Raw genomic sequence first — 19,519 nt, 5'->3', positions numbered from 1 at the left:
CGGATCGGCAGGCAATGCATCGGCTCCAGGCAAGAAGAACGAGGGGAGAAGCGTGATGTCATACAAAGCCGCAAGATCGACCGGACTGACGTTCGGCGCCGCCATTGTCGCCCTGCTGGCGCTGAGCGAGGCGAGCCAAGCCGCCGAGAAGAACCTGCTCTGGGTCAACCCGCTCCGCGACCATCCGGTCTGCAAGATCATGCAGGCCGGCTTCCTCGATAAGTGCAAGGAGCTCGGATACGCCTGCGAGATCGTCGGCAATCCGAGCGCCACGAGCTTCGATATCCCCGCCAGCATTCCGCTGGCGGACGCGGCGCTGGCCCGGACCCAGTTTGCCGCCGTCGCCGTCATCGGCAACGACCCGGCCATCAACACCTACATCTCGCGCCTCGCCCGCGACGGCTATCCCGTCGTCTCCTGGCACATCCTTCCGCCGGAAGGCTCCGTGCCGGGCCTGAAGGCGGCGACCGGCGAAGTCATCCCGGAGGCCGGCGCCAACGCCGCCATCGCCATGGGCGACAAGCTCGGCGGCAAGGGCGTCGTCGCCGTCACCGAGGGCAGCTACAACACGGCCGAGAACGACATGGCGGCCGCCTTCAAGAAGACGATGGCCGAGAAATACCCCGACATAAGGGTGCTCGACCCCGAGCTCGAGGGCTATGAACCGAGCGCGGCCCAGGCCAAGGCCGTCGCCCTGCTCCAGGGCCATGCCGACGTCACCGGCGCCTTCTCGACCACCGGCAACGGGCTTCAGACATGGTCCGGCGCAGCGCGCGCCGCCGGCCGCAAGCTCGTCATCATCGGCATGGACTACACGCGCCAGAACCTCGACCTGATCAAGTCGGGCGAGGCCTACGGCATCGTCGCGCAGCCGCTCTACGAGGAAGGCGCGAAGGTCGCGGAGCTTTCCGCAGCACTCGCCGAGGGCAAGGCCGTCGACTACCTCAACCCGCTGCCGGCCAAGGTCGCGACCGCCGCCGACCTCGAGCCCTACTACGCCATGCTGAAAAGCGCCGGCCAATAGCTTCAAACGATCCGGCACAGGCCGGACACCAACAGGGAGGATACCGAGTTGAACCACAAGATCCGAATGGCGGCACTCGGTGCCGTGACCATCCTGGGCGCCCTCGCCGGCTTCGGCCAGGCGGCGAGCGCCGCCGGCAAGAACGTGCTCTGGGTGCAGCCGATGCGCGACCATCCGGTGCACCGGCTGATGCAGGCCGGCTTCCTGGAGAAGTGCAAGGAACTCGGCAACAGCTGCGAAGTGGTCGGCAATCCGAGCGCCACCAATTATGACGTCTCCGCCTCGATCCCGCTCGCCGAGGCCGCCATGGCCCGCACCAAGTTCGACGCCATCGCCGTCTATGGCCCCGGCCCCGAGATCTTCCCGTTCATCGGCAAGCTCGGCAAGGAAGGGTTTCCCGTCGTCACCTGGCACGTGCTGCCGCCGGAGGGCTCCGTCCCCGGCCTGAAGGCCGCCGTCGGCGAGGACATCCCGAGCGCCGGCCAGTCGGCCGCCATCGCCATGGGCGAGAAGCTGGGCGGCAAGGGCGTCATCGCGCTGACCCAGGGCTCGTCGAACGATACCGAGAACGTCATGGCGGATTCGTTCCGCAAGACGATGGCCGAGCGCTTCCCCGACATCAAGATCCTCGAAACCCAGATGGAAGGCTTCGAGCCCTCGGCCGCCGAGGCGAAGGCCGTGGCGCTGCTGCAGGGCAACCCGGACGTCACCGCCGCCTTCTCGACCACCGGCAACGGCGCGCAGACCTGGTCGGGCGCCGCGCGCAAGGCCGACCGTCCGCTCGTCATCATCGGCATGGACTATATCCGCCAGAACCTCGACCTGGTGCGGTCCGGCGCCGCCTATGGCGTCGTCGCGCAGCCGCTCTACGAGGAAAGCGCCCGGACCGCAGAGCTCGCCAACGATCTCGCCGAGGGCAAGGCGGTTCCCTACCTGAACCCGCTGCCGGCCGGCGTCATCACCGCCGGCGACCTCGAGCCCTACTACGCCATGCTCGACCGCGCCGGGCAGTAAGCGGCTCCCAACTTGCCCTCTCCCGCATGCGGGAGAGGGTTGGGTGAGGGACTTTCGTCGAAGCCGGACTGAGGTTTTCGAGGAGAGCCGCTCTTCACCTCTCGCCTCAAGGGAGAGGTGAACGGCCGCAGGCCGGCGGGTGAGGGTTTACGGCCTCGCCAATCTGGCTCCCGCTGCCGGGGCGTCGTGGGTGAAGGCGGAGATCGACGAAGGCCACTCCGCCGTCATCCCTGCGAAAGCAGGGATCCACGCCGCCTTCTGCCGGCGGCTGAATGGATCCCGGGTCGCGCTGCGCTTGCCCGGGATGACGGCGAGCGTGGCGCGGCCGGATGCGCCACCGGCGTCGCGGTGAGGACGACCGCCTATGAGACTGCGCGATCGAGAAAAGGACTTCGGGGACCTAAACATGACCGACCCAAACACCGCCCCGCCCGTCATCCAGACCCGCGCCATCGCCAAGAGCTTCGCCGGCGTGCCGGCGCTGCGTGGCGTCGACTTCGCCGTGCATCCCGGCGAGATCCACGCCCTGCTCGGCCAGAACGGCGCCGGCAAATCGACCCTCGTCAAGATCCTGAACGGCGTGCACAAGGCCGGCTCCTATTCGGGCGAAATCCTGGTCGACGGCGAGTTGGTCGCCTTCGCCTCGACCTCGGAAGCCCGCGCCAGGGGCGTCGGCTACGTGCCGCAGGAAATCGAGGTGCTGGAGCAGCTGACCGTCGCGGAAAACGTCTTTGCCGGGCATACCGGCCTCGGCCGCGGCCCGATCATCAACCGCCGCCGCATGGAGCAGGAGGCGCGCGCCCTCTTCGCCGAGCTCGGCCTCTCGATCGACCCGCGCATGCTGGTCGCTAGCCTGACCTCGGCGCAGCGCCACCTGGTGATGATCGCGCGCGCCCTCTCCTTCAAGCCCCGCGTCCTGATGCTCGACGAGCCGACCGCCTCGCTCTCCGGCGTCGAGGTCGAGCGACTGTTCCAAGTGCTGCGCCGGCTGAAGGCGCAGGGCAAGACGATGATCTTCATCACCCACCGCCTGCCCGAAGTGCTCGCCATCTGCGACCGCGCCACGGTGCTGCGCGACGGCCGCGTCGCCGCCGCGATCGAGCGCGACGCCTTCGACGAGGAGCAGTTCATCTACGCCATGTCGGGCCAGAAGCTGCAGCGCCTCTATCCCCATCATGACGCGCCGCCGGCGGAAACGAGGCCGCTGCTCCAGGTGAAAAACCTCTCGATCGCGGGCCGCTTCGGCGTCAATCGCGGCGTCAGCGATGTCTCCTTCGACGTGCGCCCCGGCGAAATCCTCGGCCTCGCCGGCCTGCTCGGTTCCGGCCGCACCGAGATTTTGCACGCGATCTACGGCCGCATCCCCTATTCCGGCGAAATCGCCGTCGACGGCGCACCGGTCGCGATCCGCACCGCCGCCGATGCGCGCGCCGCCGGCATCGCGCTCTTGACCGAGGACCGCAAGCGCGACGGGCTGCTGTTCAACCTGCCCGTCGGCGCCAACATCACCATCGGCAATCTCGGCCCGCTTTCGAGCCACGGCATGGTGCGCGACGGCCGCGAGAAGAGCGCCGTGCTCGCCGCCATGCGGGCGCTCAACGTCAAGGCGCGCTCGCCGCAAGCCTCCGTCGCCCATCTCTCCGGCGGCAACCAGCAGAAGCTGCTCTTCGCCCGCGTGCTGATGCGCGCGCCGCGCGTGCTCCTCCTCGACGAGCCGACCAAGGGCGTCGACGCGGCGACCCGCGCCGAGATCTACCGGCTGATCGTCGACCTCGCCGACAAGGGCGTGGCGCTCGTCGTCGTCGCCTCGGAGCTGGAAGAGGTGATCGGCATCTCCGACCGCTGCCTCGTCGTCGCCGATGGCCGCCTCGTCGGCGAATTCTCGCGCGCGGAAGGCAGCGAGGACAAGGTGTTGCGCACTATCACCGCCGCGCAGGCGGAGATGCAGCGCGCCGCGCTGGCGAAGGCAGGACAGACAGCATGACGAAACGATTCGCCGGCAAATCAATCCTGGTCACGGGCGCCGCGACCGGCATCGGCCGCGCCACGGCCGAACATCTCGTCGCCGAGGGCGCCACCGTGCAAGGCCTCGGCCTCGACGCCGACGAGGGCCGCGCGCTTGCCGCCAACTACGCCAGACGCGGCCTGCCGCTCCATTTCGCCGAGGTGGACCTGACCGACGACGCGGCGATCCGGACCGCCATCGCGCGTGCGCAGGAGACATCCGGAAGGCTCGACGCCGTCGTCAACGGCGCCGGCATCTATCCGACGGGCAAGCGCCTGGAGGACGTCACGGATGCCGAGTGGGACCTCTGCGTCTCCGTCAACCTGACCGCGATCTTTCGCGTCTGCCGCGCCGCGCTGCCCTTGCTCCGCGCGTCGGGCGGCGGCTCGGTCGTCAACCTCGCCTCGGTGCACGCGGTCGCGACCGTCCCCGGCGTGCCGGCCTATGCCGCCACCAAGGCGGCCGTGGTCGGCCTCTCGAAGCAGATGGCGCTCGACTACGCGGTCGACCGCGTCCGCGTCAACGCGGTCGTCGTCGGCTCGGTGGCGACAAGAATGACGCTCGGCGACGCGCCGGACGCGCGCGAGCGGGTGGAAGCGGCCGGCCTCCATTTCGACGAGCGCAAGGTCCCGCGCGTCGCCGCCCCCGCCGAACTCGCCCGCGCCATCGCCTTCCTGCTCTCCGACGACGCGTCGTTTGTCACCGGGAGTGCGTTTACCGCGGATGGGGGTTTGACGGCGCTGTTGTTGTAGGGATAGACATCGTCAAGCCCAAGCCGCAGAGGGCCAATCTCTAGATACCGGCGATATATTCGCGCAGCTCTAACAACTCCTTCGGCAATAACTCCGGCCTACGACGCCATACAGCGTAAATCGCTCGCTCGGCCGCACCATCATCTACAAAACCCAATTGAGAAACGATCGATCGAAAAACCTCCTTTCCCTCACAAGACTTCCATACGTCTCCACTATCGCGCTTCCTCTGAAATATCTTTGCATTTGCTATTAGCGAGGCTATAAAATCGGCTTCTTGCTTTGCGTTAAGATCGCCATGAATTTTAGTGATTTCAGCACAACGCCCGCCCAGATCGGCAAAATCCTGCCACGTTAATCTATGCACATACTCTCTTACGGCCTTTGAAGGCTCAGGGTAGTCACGGAATTTTTGGCTGGTGCGCGCAGCATCAAATATCCAGGAGCCAGCCCTCCGGTCTGCGGCCATCAAGATAAGCGGCTCTACAGAGCTCGGATCAGATCCATTGACGGACATAACTTCCATCAATGTCTGAGGGTGCAGAAAGAAGTTCTCCACCTCATGGACCCCCAAGACAAACACACCTTTAGAAACAAGAAAGCTTCTTTCACTGGGAGAACGCCAATCCTGATCAATTACACCACCAATCCGGATGGGTTGATCTGAGGCTTTCGCAAGGCTCTTAAGGCCCTCAATTCTTCGTATCACTTCGGTGCAAGATCCGGATTCCAGGAATCGCACATGTGGCTGAATATCGCAGAGAAGCCTAAATCTCTCCCGCTCTCCGATCTCCTCCTCACCTTCAATCATAATAAAAGACAAACTCGAAATTGAGAACGCTGGCGACCCGATAGCCCGCGACAACGTCGCTATGACTGGCCTTAAACTAAGTCTAGTGGCACCAGTGACGCGGCGAGTTCTCACGTCTCGATCTAGGATTATGGTCGCATCTTGGCCGGTAACTTCAACGACCTCCAATGAATGGGTTGCCAGCCATATCTGACCTTCCTCGACACTATCCTTCAGAAAGCTGATCCAAGCCCTTAGCAGATCATAGTTTAAATGAAGCTCCGGCTCATCAACAAGCAAGAGTCCACGCTTTAGCCCAAAGCGTTCAATCTGCCCCACAAGAAAAGCTATCTCTCGCTCACCGCCGCTTAACTGGTCAAACGTGAGCGGCAATCCCGTAGAGTCAAATCTTATTTGCCTAGTCTGGGAGTCCACCCCGACGAACAGAAGATGTGGCAGAACTTTTCGTATAGCATCTTTGTAACTCTCAAATTGATCGACAAACATCGGCTCATCGACACCACCGTCCCTAGCGAGGCGTATGGCCTGAATATGTTTATTATTCTCCTGATTTTCTCGACCAATTAGAAATTTAAACCATTCGTCATAAAGATTTCGAGTGATCTTGAAAGAACTTTGCTTCTTCGTGTTTTCCCAATCTTTCTCAAAAACATCTCCCAACTGATGAGTAGGGATTTGGAGTTTTGGGTAGGCTCGGTCCGCGTCCAGAGGGAGATAATGAACAGACGCACTTTGCTGAATTATCCCAACTGTATGTAGAGCAAACAGCTCTGACTCCCACTCCTCCTTCAATCCTCCCGCACGAATTCTAATGCCAAGTTCAGGACTACAGATTACAGCTAGCGTTCGATCCCAAAGCGTATACGCTTCGGACAGATTGAGATTCTTATATATATCACCCCGATCTAGATCAGGAATTGCAAGGGAGTTTATATAGAAAACCACCTCAAATTGAGCACCCTCGGAAAATGGATCCCCACGATTGCTTTCTGTTCCAGGAGTAAGACCAATACGCTGTGCACACGCTGCAATAAGCTCAAGGATCTGGCTCTTTCCCGTGCCATTACCGCCAACAATACATACTACCGGGGCCGCATCCGGGAGCTGAAATTCGATACTCTCAAAGTGCCGCCACCAATCGATTTTTATGCTCTGAATACGCAAATGAGTCGCCTCCAAGTCTGCGAGAATGAGAGCAGGCACTTACGATTAATTCAACCTAAGATTGATTTCTCCATCCTCAATCCGGCCTCCAATGGGAGTGCCTGATTTCTTCTCACCTCACCCCAAACCGAACCACCCCCGCCATCCCCTCGCCCGGCTTGAGCACGACCAGCCCCAGCCCTTCCTCGCCGGCTTCCAGCTTGTTTGCGGCGCAGGGGACGTTGGTTTGGGGTTCCAGGCAGAAGAAGGTTTGGTTCGGGTCGGCGTAGAGCATCAGGTTTTCGAAGATGGGTTCGGCCTCGATGACGAGCGTCACGCCGCGCGAGGGGAAGCGGAGCTCGGCGACGCCGTCCCAGCCGGAATAATCATTGTTGCGCCAGTGGCTTGGCAGCTTTGCGCCATTTGAGAAATCGAGCTCGGGCGGAACCGTGATGCGCGAGCCGGCAACTCCGTCCGGGGCTTCGAGCCAGAAGTTTTGGGCGTTGAAGGTGAGCGCGACATCGGCGTCGCGCTCGAACCAGGGGTGGTGGCCGAAGCCGAAGGGCATGCGGACGGGGCCGAGGTTCTCCAGCGTCGTCGTCAGCGTCAGCCCCTCCGGCGCCAGCTCGAAGCGCTGCGTGGCGCGATACTGAAACGGCTCGCCGGCGACGCGGCGCTCCAGCGTCATCAGAGCGGTGGAGTCCGATAGCTGCTCCGCATGCCAGACGGACTGCCAGCCGGTGCCGTGCACATTAAAGCGCTCGGCGCCGTTGTTGGCTTCGAAGCGATAGGGGACGCCGTCGAAGGTGAACTGGTTGCCGTCGATGCGGTTGGCATAGGGGAGCATCGGGAAGGAGGCGACGCCGAGCACGTCGCCCTTCGCCGCCCGCTCCGGCGTCAGCGCCCGCAGGATGTCGACGCCGTTCTTGCGGAAGGCGGCGATCGAGCCGCCGATCTTTGGCGCGAGGACGAGGGTGAGATCACCGGCGGCGAGTTCGATCATGCTGGCGTTTCCTTGGATTCTGTTCGTGGCTTCGATGTTAGCCGGCCGGGGCGCGCGCGAAAGGGGCGCGCGGAGGTCGTCCCCGCTTTCCGGCGAGCCTTTCGTGGCCGCGTGTTGGATGCAGGCGCGCCGTGCGTCCTTCGAGACGGGCCTCCGGCCCTCCTCAGGATGATGGGGGTTGAGACGGGCAGGTCGGTCGGGGGGCCGTCGCCTGCCAGAGGCTCGCCTGGCTGCCCTCCCCGTCATCCTTGCGAAAGCAAGGATCCAGGCATCCGAGGGCTCCCGGGGTCCGCGCGGCGGCAACCCGGCCGAATGGATCCCGGGTCAAGCCCGGGATGACGGCGAGGGTGGGATGACGGCGTCGCTCATGCCGGAAGCCTCGCTGCACGTCTCCTCTGGGAGAGGTTTTGGGGAACCCTACGGTGAGGCTGCAATCCCTCACCCGCCGGCCTCCGGCCGTCGACCTCTCCATCAGGAAACCTTCGCGCAACCCTAGGCGACAGTCATCCAGTGCGCCGGCCCCCTCATCCTGAGGCGCCCGAGCGTAGCTCGGGCCTCGAAGGACGCACGGTTCAGGGGCAGTGCATCGATTGCAGAACCGCTCTGCGTGCTTCGAGACGCCCCTTCGGTGCTCCTCAGCATGATGAGGGTGGTGTTCTGCAAAGGTCTCCCTCGGGGAGACGTGAAGGCTTGGACGTCCAGATACGTCTCGCCTGACCAAGATGATGTCCGGACGAGACGAAATCAGAAATTCCGGCCGTATCCCGTCGTCCAGCCGCCGTCGACGGCGAGGGTCTGGCCGGTGGTGTAGCTGTTCAGCGGGTCGACCAGGAACAGCACGGCGTGGGCGATTTCTGCCGGCGTGCCGGCGCGGCCGAGCGGCACGTGGGAGAGCATGGCCGCGTCGCCGCTCGCTGCCGGATCCGCCCCGCCCTCGTCTTCCGCCTCGATGCGGCCGACGGCGACGGCGTTGACGCGGACGCTTGGGGCGGCCGTCATGGCCAGCGCCCGGACGGCTGCGATCACGGAAGCCGCCGCCGCCGACCAGGCGGGATGGCGGCGCATCGGGACGAGGCCGGCGGCCGAGACGAGATGGACGATGCGGCCCGAGCCTCGCGAAACCATGGCGCGCGCGACGCGCTCCGCCTCGGCGACGAGCGCCTCCGGCCGGTAGCTCGCGTCGGGCGCCAGCGGATGGGCCAGGATCAGGATATCCGGCGCCGCGATGCTTTCGACCAAAACTTCGCCGCTCCCCTCCTCCCCTGGCGAGCCGGAGGCTGGTGCCAAATCCCGCGTGACGATCGCGCCATTGGCGCGGAGCGCGGCGGCGACCGCCTCCAGGATGGCGGATTCAGCGCCCGCAACGCGCGCGGTCTGGCCGGCCAGTTCGACTTCCATGCGTTCTCCCCCGAATGCTCGCCGCGCATCGTTCCATGGAAACGCCGCAAGGCTCAACCTCTTGTGCCGGCGCTGCTTTCCCGCGACGCGGGCCGGCACGCCGGCCGGCATCGGCTCGCCGCCGGCCGGCCTGAAACGATCGCCCGGCCTGCCGTCCCGCGCCGCTCCGACGATTTGCAGGACCGGTGCTTTTTGGCCTTGGCAATTCGTCGTTCGATAACATAACATCATGCTATTATAATTTTTGATGCGATGTCCACCCGGACGCGAGGACGCATCGCCCCGTCGCCCAGGCGGGGAAGAGGGAGGAAGCATGAGCGCGCAACCAAGCCCGGACGCGAGCCCGGAAGCCATCCGTTCCGACGGCGGGAAGAGCGGAGGCCAGCCGGCCCAATCAGCGAACAAGCCGGCTGCCGTCAGCCCGGTCGTCCGCAGCACACCCGGCAAGGTCCTGCCGGCCGGGCTCGACGCGCCGGCGCTGCTCGCGCTCTACGAGCAGATGGTGCTGTTGCGCAAATTCGAGAGCGTGGCGCAAACCGCCTGCCGCAAGGGCGAGACGCCCGGCTTCCTGCATCTCTATATCGGCGAGGAGGCGACGGCCGTCGGCGTCTGCGCGCATCTCAGGCCGGCCGACTGGATCACCTCGACGCATCGCGGCCATGGCCATGCGCTCGCCAAGGGCATGGATCCCAACATCCTGATGGCGGAGCTGTTCGGAAAGCGCGACGGCTGTTGCGGCGGACGCGGCGGCACCATGCATCTCTATGATCGCTCGGTCGGCCTGTTCGGCACCAACGGCATCGTCGCCGCCGGCATCAGCCACGCCGTCGGCGCCGGCATGTCGGCCCGCACGCAAGGGCGCGACGACGTCGGCGTCGCCTTCTTCGGCGACGGCGCGACCAACCATGGCGGCTTCCATGAATCGCTCAATTTCGCCGGCATCCAGAAGGCGCCGGCTATCTTCGTCTGCGAGAACAACCTCTATGCCACCGCGACGCCGCTCGCCTCGGCGACGCTGAACCCCGAGATCGCGACCCGCGCGTCGGCCTATGGCATCCCCGGCGTCGCCGTCGACGGCAACGACGTCATCGCCGTCTGGCAGGTAATGGCCGAGGCAACGGCCCGCGCCCGTTCCGGCGAGGGCCCGACACTGATCGAGGCGAAGACCTATCGCACCGTCGGCCATCACGAGGGCGATCCGGTCACCGGCACGTACCGCACGCAGGCGGAGGTGGACGCATGGGCGAAGCGCGACCCGATCCAGATGCTGCGCCGTCGCATTCTCGAGGATTTTGAAGCCGCCACGACCGACGAGCTCGACGCGATCGACGCGAAAATCGACGGCATCGTGCAGAAATCGCTCGAATTCGCGCGCAATTCACCCGAGCCGGACCCGGCGACGACGGGGCTGCACGTCTATGCCGAGCCGATCAACCCGGCGGAAGCGCTCGTGCAGGCGGCGCCGACGGGGAGCGTGACGCAGAGCTGGCTCGACGCGGTGCGCGACGGCATCGCGGAGGAAATGCGCCGCGACAGGAACATCCTCTATCTCGGCGAGGGCACGGGCGAGCGCGGCGGCACCTTCGCGCATACGAAAAACCTCTGGGCCGAGTTCGGGCCGAACCGCATGGTCGATACGCCGATCTCCGAGCAGGGTTTCACGGGGGCGGCGATCGGCGCCTCGGCGACGGGCACGCGAACGATCGCCGACCTGATGTTCGCCGATTTCGTGTTCGAGGCGGCGGGGCAGATCGTGCTGCAGGCAGCGAAGCTGCGCTACATGTCGAACGGGCAGATGAACGCGCCGATGGTGGTGCGCGTCGGCTCCGGCGCAGTGCGCTCGGCCGGGCCCCATCACAGCGGCACCTATCATCCGTCGTGGGCCAATATTCCGGGCCTAATCGTCTGCATGCCGTCGACGCCGGCCGACGCCAAGGGGCTGATGAAGACGGCGCTTCGAGCCGGCGATCCCGTCATGATGCTGGAGCCGAAGGCGCTGTTCGCCACCAAGGGCGCGGTGCCGACGGGCGAGCATCTGGTGCCGTTCGGACTCGCCAGAATCGCGCGCGAGGGCACGGACATCACCATCGTCGCCGCCGGGCAGCTGGTGCATCGCGCGCTGGAAGCGGCGGAGAAGCTCAGCGCCGAGGGCGTCTCGGCCGAGGTGGTCGATCTCCGCACCATCATGCCGCTCGACGTCGGCACGGTGGCGAAATCGGTCGCGAAGACGCACCGGCTGCTGGTGGTCGACGAGGGCTGGGGCGCGTTCGGCGTCGGCGCCGAGGTGGCGCAGGCGATGAACGAGCTCGCCTTCGACGATCTCGACGCGCCGGTCGGCCGGTTGAACACCGACGCGCAGCCGCATCCGCTCGCGCCGGCGCTGGAGCGCGCCATGCTGGTCGATACCGACAAGATCGTCGCCGGCGCGAAGGGGGTGCTCGAAGGCCGACCGCCCGTGCCGAAGCACTGGCGGCATGTCGGTGGCCAGGTCTTGGCCGCGCCCGTCGCGCCGGTTGCTCCGGTCGCGCCTGTGGCGGCCCCCGCTCCGGCCGCGCCGGCGCCCGCTCCAGCAACGGCTCCTGCTGGCGACGGCGAGCCGATCACCATGCCGTTCGGCGATCTGACGGTGAGCGAAGGCACGATCGTCGGCTGGCTGAAGGCGGAGGGCGACGCGGTCAAGGCGGGCGAGATCGTCGCCGAGATCGAGACGGACAAGGCGGTGGTCGAGATCGAGGCGCCGGTCGACGGCATTCTCGGCCCGATCGAGCAGCCGAAGGGCGCGGTCGTGCCGATGGGCGGCCGCATCGGCAGCGTCCGGTGAGGAGAACGGCATGAACGCCCCCGTCCGCATCCTCGCCTCGCCCTATGCGAGACGCCTCGCCCGCGAGCGCGGCCTCGCGCTCGAAGGGTTTGCCGGCTCCGGCCCGAACGGCCGCATCATCGCCGGCGACCTGCTGTCGGCGCCGGTCGCAGCGGCCGTGACTGCCCCTGCCCCGAAGGTGGCGACGACGCCCGCTCCCGCTCCGGCACCCGAAGCCGCCATTGCGGCTCCGGCGCTTGCAGCAGCGCAGCCCCGGTCGATCTCGGCCTTTGCCGCAACAATCGATCTGGCGCCGCTTGCCGAGTTCATCGCGGCGTCGGGCGCGGCGCTCTCGATCGACGCCTTCCTGGTCAAGGCGGCGGCGCGGGCGGCCGGGTCCCGGGCGGAGGCAATCCGCTGGGCGAGGCCAGAGGGTGGCAGTGTGACGATCCCCATCGCGGTGGCGCTAGCGCCGACCGAGATCGCGCGGCGGCTCGCCGGAGAGGCGGATAGCGACACGACCGGCAAGGCGCTGGTGATGTCGCGGCTGTCGACCCGGGGCATCCGACCGGTCGCGGGCGCGCTGCCGGCCGATGCCGAGCTCCGCCTCCTGGTCGTCGCCGCGGAGGACGCGGCGAGCGCCGAGGTGCTGCTCGTACATGATGCCGAGGCGGTCTCGGAGGGCGACGCGACAAAAATCCTCGCCGGATTCCGCGACCTGGTCGAGGCGCCGCTGCGACTGCTGGTATGAGGCCGCGCCCGCGCTGACGGGACGGTTACGAGACGCTAACAGAGGGGTTAACGCGAAAACCGTGTTAACCCCTTCGTCGTTTCACATCATGTAGCCGGCCGTCCAGCCGCCATCGACGGCGAGGATCTGGCCGTTGATGTAGGACGATTCCGGCGCGGCGAGGAACAGCACGGCCTCCGCGATCTCCTCCGGCGTGCCGGGGCGGCCGAGCGGGATATGCTCCATGAATGCCTGTGTCTTCGCCTGGAACTTGCCCTCGGCGCCATAGAACAGCGCCTTGGTGGCCTCGGTCATGATCGAGCCGGGCGCGATCGCGTTGACGAGCACGCCCTTCGCCCCGAGTTCGAGCGCCATCGATCGGGTCAGGTGGATGATGCCGGCCTTGGCCGCGACGAACGGGCTCTGCAACCGCATGGCAGCGAGACCGACCACCGAGGCGATGTTGATGACGCGCCCGCCCTCGCCTGCCGCCAGCATCGGCTCGAGCGCCCGCCGGCTCATCACGAACAGACCGTCGAGGTCGATGCCGACGATGCGGTGCCATTCCTCGACCGGGAAGGCGTCGACGTCGACCCGGTAGGCCAGCGTGTTGACGCCGGCATTGTTGACGAGAATATCAAGGCGGCCATATGTTTCCAACGTCAGCGCGACGGCGCGGTCGACCGAAGCGGGGTCGCGGATGTCGACCGTCACGGCGAGCGCATCCGGCAGGCTGGCCGCCACGTCGCGGGCGCCCTCGCCGTTGATGTCGGCGACGACGATCGAGGCGCCGTTCGCCGCCAGCCGGCTGACGATGCCCCGTCCGATGCCGCCGGCGGCCCCCGTCACGAAGGCGACCTTCCCTCTGAGATCGCTGCGCATGCCCCCTGCCCTCCCCGGCAATCGGTCCGAACAGGCCGGACTTCACGGATCTATTATGATACTATAATCTAATGGAAACGAACGGCAACCGGGCGGGCTGCAACGGCGCGTTGGTGCAGGCCCCGAACTTCGCTAATTTGGTGTTCAAACAAATTCCGATTCTGAGGCAAGTTCCGTTTCTGGGGCCAATTCGATTCTGGGGAATGCGCAGGTGAGAGCAAGCAAGACGGAGCCGGCAAGCGACAACCCGTCCGATTCCGCGGGCGCCGTCGCAGCGCTCGAAAGCTTCATGCCGCGCGTGCTGTCGCGCGACGACGGACCGCTTTACCGCCAGCTCGTCGCCATTCTGAGGGAGCCGATCACCAGCGGCACGCTGCAGCCGGGGACCTCGTTGCCGCGCGAGGCCGACCTCGCCGAGCGCTTCGGCGTCAGCCTGATCACCGTGCGCCAGGCGCTGCGCGATCTCGAGAATGACGGGCTGATCAAGAAGCGCGCCGCGAAGCCGGCGATCGTGACGGCGCCGGCCGCCCCCGCCATGCCGAGCTTCGGCTTCCGGAGCTTCGCGCAGATCGCCGAATCGACCAAGGGCCGCGCGCTCGAGATCCATTCCTATCGCAAGGAACGCTCCGCCGCGGCGACCGCCGCCTTCGGCCTCAAGCCCGACGAGGCCTGCCATTGCCTGCGGGCGACGCTGCACCAGAAAGACGGCCCGACCGGGCAGACGACCTTCTATTTCCCGCCCGCCATCGGCAGCCGGCTGAAGCGGGCCGATTTCGACGACGTCGTCGTCTTCCGCGCCGTTCAGCGCCATCTCGGCATCCAGCTTTCCGGCGCCAAGATCACGGTCCGGGCCGACATCGCCGACGAGGCGCTGGCGAAGGCGCTGGACTATGCGGTCGGCGGGCCGATCCTGGTGATCGAGATGCTCTATCTGTCCGCCGAGGGCGAGCCGGTCGAACTGACGATCAACAAGAACCGCGCCGATCTGTTCAGCCTTTCCTACGACGCGCCGAACGATCTCGAATGACGGCCGGCAGGCTGGACAACCCAAAGAGATTATAATAGCATATATTTATTCCCTGCCCGGAGGGGGTGCAGGGATCGTCGGCGCGCAGGACCGCCGGCGCAGATGATCGCGTTATCATGACGGGTGCCGCCTTCGGGAAGAAGCATCCGCGCGCATGCATCGACGCATTCCTTGAGGGAGGAAACACCGTGAAGCGCACTGCCGCAGCACTGGTCGCCCTGTCGGCGATCGCGACGACATACGGCTATGCCCCGCCGGCCAAGGCCGAGGGCGAAAAGACCTACAAGATCTATCTTTCCAACAACTTCGTCGGCAATGACTGGCGCCAGCAGATGCTGCGCATCGCCGACGCCGTGGTGAAGAAGCCGCCGCTCGCCGGCCGCGTCGACCTGAAGGTCGAGAATGTCGAGACGACGACACAGGCGCAGATCAATTCGCTCAACAACATCATCCGCGCCAAGCCCGACGCGATCCTGATCGACGTCGGCTCGCCGACGGCGCTGAACCCGACGATCGAGAAGGCCTGCGCCGCCGGCATCCTGGTCATCACCTTCGACCAGGTCGCCACCGCCGACTGCGCCTACAAGCTAGAATCCGACTGGAACATGCTGCCGGCGGTACAGGCCGAGTGGATCGCCGAGAAGATCGGCGGCAAGGGCAAGGTGTTCGTCGATCGCGGCCTCGCCGGCGCGCCGATCTCCGAGCAGCTGCAGTCCGGCTTCGAGAAGGTGCTGAAGAACTATCCGGGCATCGAAATCGTCGGCTATTTCAACGGCAATTACGCGCTCGGCCCGGAGCAGGAAGGCGTCGCCTCGCTGCTCGCCGCCCATCCGCAGGTCGACGCGATCCTGACCCAGGGCTACGGCTCCGGCGCCATCAAGGCGCTGCAGGATGCTGGCCGCCCGCTCGTGCCCGTCGCCGGCGGCGGCTACAACACCGCCTCGCTCGTCTGCGCGCAGACGGAAGGGGCGCAGTGCATCCTCGAGACCAACCCGGCCTATCTCTCGGCCGAGGCGCTGAAGCTCGCGGTCGACATCCTCGACGGCAAGAAGGTCGAGGACAAGCATGTCTTCGTCTACGGCCCGTTCCTGGCGACGGATCCGCAGCCCTCGAAGCTCTACCCGGACGTGAAGATGCAGAAGATCGAGATCGGCAAGAACGCCTTCCCCGATCTCGCGCCCGGCCTGTCGCTGCCGATCACGCCCGACTGGGTCGAGATCACGGCCAAGGAAGCCGCCGGCTCGTAAGGGCCCCCTCACCGCAGCCCTCTCCCGCTCGCGGGAGAGGGAGTTGATCGAGCTCTAGCCCTCGCCCGCGAGCGGGAGAGGGCTGGGTGAGGGTCTTGCTACCGGCTCACAGGGAGAAAGCTTCCTGACCCTTCGCCGACGCGCCCTTCGCCTGCCGCTGCAATTTTGACCAGAGATCCGGCCACGCATGACCGAACTTCTGACCGCCACCGCCGTCACCAAATCCTATGGCGGCATCACCGCGCTCAGCCGCGCCGATTTCTCGGCGCGCGCCGGCGAAGTGCATGCCCTGCTAGGCGAAAACGGCGCCGGCAAGAGCACCTTCATCCAGATCCTCGCCGGAGCTGTCCGTCCCGATGGCGGCAGCGTCCGGTTCCGCGACGAGTCCTACCGGCCGCGCAATCCGCAGGCCGCGCAGGACGCCGGCATCGCGCCGGTCTTCCAGGAATTGTCGCTGATCCCCGACCTGACGGTCGAGCAGAACATCTGGTTCCGCCGCGAGCCATTGTCCTTCGCCCGCACCGTCCGCGCGCGAGCCCTGCGCGAGGCCACCGAGACGCTGTTCGCGCGGCACGGCTTCCCGGCGATCCGGCCGGATCAGGAGCTGCGCCGGCTGACGCTGGCCGATCGCCAGCTGGTCGAGATCGCCAAGGCGCTGTCGAGCGATCCGAAAGTGCTGATCCTCGACGAGGCGACCTCGGCGCTGGGACCGCGCGAGACGGAGTGGCTGCTCGGCCTGTCGCAGGGGCTGGCCAGGGCCGGCACGCTCGTCATCTACATCTCGCACCGGCTTGGCGAGGTGCGCCAGATCGCCGACCGCATCACCGTCTTCCGCAATGGCGCGACGGTTTCCGCCTACGACACCCATTCGGTCGATGACGAGACGATCATCGCCGATATGCTCGGCCGCCGCATGGACCGGCTCTATCCGGAGCGGAAGCCGACGGCGACGGAGCGGGTGGCCGTGCGGCTGCGCGGTTTCGGCGTCGGCCACCGCCTCGACGGCATCGACCTCGATCTCCGCGAGGGCGAAGTCCTCGGCGTCGCCGGCATGCAGGGCCACGGCCAGCGCGAATTGTTCCAGGCGCTGTTCGGCATTGGCGGGTCGCGCGGATCGGTCGAGATCTGGGGCAAAACCAAGACGATCCGCGGCCCGCGCCAGGCGCTGACCGGCCGCGACGGCCTGGCGCTGGTGCCGGAGGATCGGCGCAATCACGGCCTGCTGCTTTCGAAGAGCGTGCGCGAGAACCTGACGCTCTCCGTCATCCAGCGCTTCACCCGCTTCGGCCTCACCGACCCGAAGCGCGAGGGCAAGCTGGTCGACGAGATGATCGCCACGCTGAAGATCAAGGCCGGCACGCCCGAGCAGCTCGCCGGCACGCTCTCCGGCGGCAACCAGCAGAAGGTCATCTTCGGCAAGATGCTTTTGACGCAGGCGCGCATCCTGCTGCTCTACGATCCGACGCGCGGCATCGATGTCGGCACCAAGGGCGAGATCTTCCAGTTGATGCGCGATCTCGCGGCCAAGGGCTATGCCATCCTGTTCTATTCGAGCGATCTCGCCGAACTGGTGCATGTCGCCGACCGGGTCGCGGTGCTGCGCAGCGGCCGGCTCGCCGCGATCCTCGAGGGCGACGACAATTCGGAGCGCCAGATCCTGCGCGCCGCCATGATCGAAACGAGGGCGGCATGACCATGGCGACGCTCGAACATCCAACCGACGGCGCGGCGACGCGACAGAGCGCGGCGTCCCTCTGGCGCGGCAGATTGCTCGACCGCGCCTCGCTGATCATTCCCTGCGTGATGCTGGCCGCGCTGCTCGCCGTCTACGGCACGCTCCGCGAAGGCGTCTTCACCATCGACGAGCTGAACCTCGACACGGCGGCGGCGATGACTCTGCTGCTGGCGGCGACCGGGCAGACCATCGTGCTGCTACGCGGCGGCATCGACCTCTCGATCGGCGGCATGATCAGCCTCGGCACCGTCCTAGCCGCGACCCGCTTCGGCACGGATCCGGCGCAGGCGGCCGCCTGGGCGTTCGGCATCGTCGCGATCGGCGGCCTCGTCGGCGCCTTCAACGGCCTGCTGATCACAGTGCTCCGCCTGCAGCCCTTCCTGGTGACGCTGGCGACCTGGTCGATCCTTTCCGGCACGGCGATGATCATCCTGCCGACTGACGGCGGCAGCGTGCCGGCGAGCTGGACGCGGTTCGGCATTTCCGAGTGGTTCGGACTTTCGAGCTCCGTCTGGCTGCTCCTCGCCCTCCTCGCCTTCTGGTTCTGGTTCAAGCGGACCCGGCTCGGCATCTCGATCCGCGCCACCGGCTCGAACGAGCGCTCCGCCTTCCTCTCCGGCGTCTCGCCGCTCGGCATCAACGTCGCCACCTATGGCCTCTCCGGCCTGTTCGCGGCGCTGGCGGCCCTCTATCTGACGACCCAGACCGGCGCCGGATCGCCGACCATCGGCAAGGACTACATCCTGCCCTCGGTGGCGGCGGCGGTGATCGGCGGCATCAGCCTGTTCGGCGGTCGCGGCGGCCTCGTCGGCACGATCATCGGCGCCTACATCCTGACCATCATCGGCAATCTCGTCTTCGTGCTGGAGGTCTCCAGCTACTGGCAGCCGATCGTCTCGGGCATCATCCTGCTGATTGCGGTGCTTGCCAGCTCGATCGCCGAGAAATCCGCGCGACGGAGCCTTTCATGAACCTGCGCCGCCACCGGGCCATCCTGCTCGCCTATCTCGGCATGATCGCGCTGCTGCTTCTCACCAGCGTCGTCGCGCCGGGCTTCCTGTCGCCGACGCATCTCCGCAGCACGGCCGTGCTCGCCGCCTTCATCGGCATCGTCGCGCTCGGCCAGACCTTCGTCATCATCGGCGGCGGCATCGACCTTTCCGTGCCCTGGGTGCTGAATTCGGCCGCCGTGCTGATGACGCTGCTCGCCGGCAGCCAGGACGCGCCGCTGGTCTGGATCGTGCCGCTGCTGCTCGCCGCCGGCGCGCTGGTGGGAATGATCAACGGGCTCGGCGTCGCGCTGTTCGGCGTGCCGCCGATCATCATGACGCTCGCCGTCAACGTGATCCTGCAGGGCGGCATCCTCGTCTATACGGGCGGCGCGCCGACCTCGACCGCGCCGCAAGCGATCCAGTTCCTCGCGGTCGGCCGCATCCTCGGCTTCCCAGTTATCCTGATCCTCTGGATCGCGCTCGCCATCCTCGCCACCGTGCTCCTGTCGAAAACGGCGTTCGGCCGCCATCTCTACGCCGTCGGCACCAGCGCCACGGTGGCCGAATTCTCCGGCGTGCCGACATTGCGCACCACCGTCCTCGCCTACACGCTCTCCGGCTTCACGGCGGCGCTCGCCGGCATGCTTTTGACCGGCTACACGGCGCAGGCCTATCTCGGCATGGGCGATCCCTATCTCTTCACCTCGATCGCCGCGGTGGCGATCGGCGGCGCCTCGATCCTCGGCGGCAGCGGCCACTATATCGGCACCATCGCCGGCGCCTTCGTGCTGACGATCCTGACCGGGCTCCTGCCGGCGCTGAACCTCTCCAGCGGCGCGCTCCTGATCGTCTACGGCGTCGTCATCCTCGTCACCGTCTCGCTCGCCAGCGAGGCCCTGTCCGGCCTTTCCGTCTTCCTGCCCCGCCGGCGGCGAAGCCAATCCGTCTGAGGAATC

The 19,519-nt window shown here is 66.3% G+C and carries 15 protein-coding genes; 11 read left to right on the top strand and 4 right to left on the bottom strand.

The features are described from left to right. Positions 1–55: 55 nt before the first annotated feature. From AC6HZP_RS05180 to AC6HZP_RS05165, 4 genes are all read left to right on the top strand, one after another. Positions 56–1,024 (top strand): sugar ABC transporter substrate-binding protein, encoded by a 969-nt coding sequence (locus AC6HZP_RS05180; protein WP_497525673.1) that lies wholly within the window; start codon positions 56–58, stop codon positions 1,022–1,024. 48 nt (positions 1,025–1,072) lie between these two features. Next, positions 1,073–2,038, top strand: coding sequence for a sugar ABC transporter substrate-binding protein (locus AC6HZP_RS05175; RefSeq protein WP_497525672.1), 966 nt, complete (start codon positions 1,073–1,075; stop codon positions 2,036–2,038). A 406-nt stretch (positions 2,039–2,444) separates the two neighbouring features. Beyond that, positions 2,445–4,022: a sugar ABC transporter ATP-binding protein gene (locus tag AC6HZP_RS05170; protein ID WP_497525671.1), complete on the top strand. Its 1,578-nt coding sequence runs from the start codon at positions 2,445–2,447 to the stop codon at positions 4,020–4,022. After that, positions 4,019–4,795, top strand: coding sequence for an SDR family NAD(P)-dependent oxidoreductase (locus AC6HZP_RS05165; protein ID WP_497525670.1), 777 nt, complete (start codon positions 4,019–4,021; stop codon positions 4,793–4,795). The genes AC6HZP_RS05170 and AC6HZP_RS05165 overlap by 4 nt, the downstream gene beginning before the upstream one ends. A gap of 40 nt (positions 4,796–4,835) precedes the next feature. On the opposite strand, the gene AC6HZP_RS05160 is transcribed toward AC6HZP_RS05165, so the two are convergent. The 3 genes from AC6HZP_RS05160 to AC6HZP_RS05150 all read right to left on the bottom strand — a co-directional run bounded on the left by AC6HZP_RS05160 (position 4,836) and on the right by AC6HZP_RS05150 (position 9,150). After that, positions 4,836–6,770: an AAA family ATPase gene (locus AC6HZP_RS05160; RefSeq protein ID WP_497525669.1), complete on the bottom strand. Its 1,935-nt coding sequence runs from the start codon at positions 6,768–6,770 to the stop codon at positions 4,836–4,838. 112 nt (positions 6,771–6,882) lie between these two features. Then, on the bottom strand, positions 6,883–7,752 hold the full coding sequence (locus AC6HZP_RS05155) for an aldose 1-epimerase (RefSeq protein WP_497525668.1): 870 nt from the start codon (positions 7,750–7,752) through the stop codon (positions 6,883–6,885). Positions 7,753–8,496: 744 nt separating this feature from the next. Continuing rightward, positions 8,497–9,150, bottom strand: a complete 654-nt coding sequence (locus AC6HZP_RS05150) for an SDR family NAD(P)-dependent oxidoreductase (RefSeq protein WP_497525667.1) — start codon at positions 9,148–9,150, stop codon at positions 8,497–8,499. 313 nt (positions 9,151–9,463) lie between these two features. Between AC6HZP_RS05150 and AC6HZP_RS05145 the strand changes: the two genes are divergently transcribed. Together AC6HZP_RS05145 and AC6HZP_RS05140 are read left to right on the top strand one after the other, a co-directional pair. Then, on the top strand, positions 9,464–11,971 hold the full coding sequence (locus tag AC6HZP_RS05145) for a thiamine pyrophosphate-dependent enzyme (protein WP_497525666.1): 2,508 nt from the start codon (positions 9,464–9,466) through the stop codon (positions 11,969–11,971). A 10-nt stretch (positions 11,972–11,981) separates the two neighbouring features. Next, entirely contained in the window at positions 11,982–12,701 is a 720-nt protein-coding gene (locus AC6HZP_RS05140) for an E3 binding domain-containing protein (RefSeq protein WP_497525665.1), read from the top strand. Positions 12,702–12,782: 81 nt separating this feature from the next. Here the strand turns inward: AC6HZP_RS05140 and AC6HZP_RS05135 are convergent, their stop codons facing one another. Continuing rightward, complete coding sequence (locus AC6HZP_RS05135) at positions 12,783–13,562, bottom strand: SDR family NAD(P)-dependent oxidoreductase (protein WP_497525664.1); 780 nt, start codon at positions 13,560–13,562, stop codon at positions 12,783–12,785. Positions 13,563–13,773: 211 nt separating this feature from the next. On the opposite strand from AC6HZP_RS05135, the gene AC6HZP_RS05130 reads away from it, so the two are divergent. The 5 genes from AC6HZP_RS05130 (at position 13,774) to AC6HZP_RS05110 (ending at position 19,513) form a co-directional block, all read left to right on the top strand. Then, entirely contained in the window at positions 13,774–14,589 is an 816-nt protein-coding gene (locus AC6HZP_RS05130) for a GntR family transcriptional regulator (RefSeq protein WP_201402560.1), read from the top strand. A 188-nt stretch (positions 14,590–14,777) separates the two neighbouring features. Beyond that, positions 14,778–15,836, top strand: coding sequence for a sugar ABC transporter substrate-binding protein (locus tag AC6HZP_RS05125; RefSeq protein ID WP_201402559.1), 1,059 nt, complete (start codon positions 14,778–14,780; stop codon positions 15,834–15,836). A 187-nt stretch (positions 15,837–16,023) separates the two neighbouring features. After that, complete coding sequence (locus AC6HZP_RS05120; protein WP_497525663.1) at positions 16,024–17,529, top strand: sugar ABC transporter ATP-binding protein; 1,506 nt, start codon at positions 16,024–16,026, stop codon at positions 17,527–17,529. Continuing rightward, complete coding sequence (locus tag AC6HZP_RS05115) at positions 17,526–18,542, top strand: ABC transporter permease (RefSeq protein ID WP_497525662.1); 1,017 nt, start codon at positions 17,526–17,528, stop codon at positions 18,540–18,542. The genes AC6HZP_RS05120 and AC6HZP_RS05115 overlap by 4 nt, the downstream gene beginning before the upstream one ends. Then, positions 18,539–19,513, top strand: a complete 975-nt coding sequence (locus AC6HZP_RS05110) for an ABC transporter permease (RefSeq protein WP_497525661.1) — start codon at positions 18,539–18,541, stop codon at positions 19,511–19,513. The genes AC6HZP_RS05115 and AC6HZP_RS05110 overlap by 4 nt, the downstream gene beginning before the upstream one ends. Positions 19,514–19,519: the final 6 nt, after the last annotated feature.

This window comes from Kaistia sp. SLG-1 (assembly GCF_059699055.1).
The sequence above is the reverse complement of the archived record's forward strand: the minus strand, read 5'-3'. Positions and strand labels throughout refer to the sequence as shown.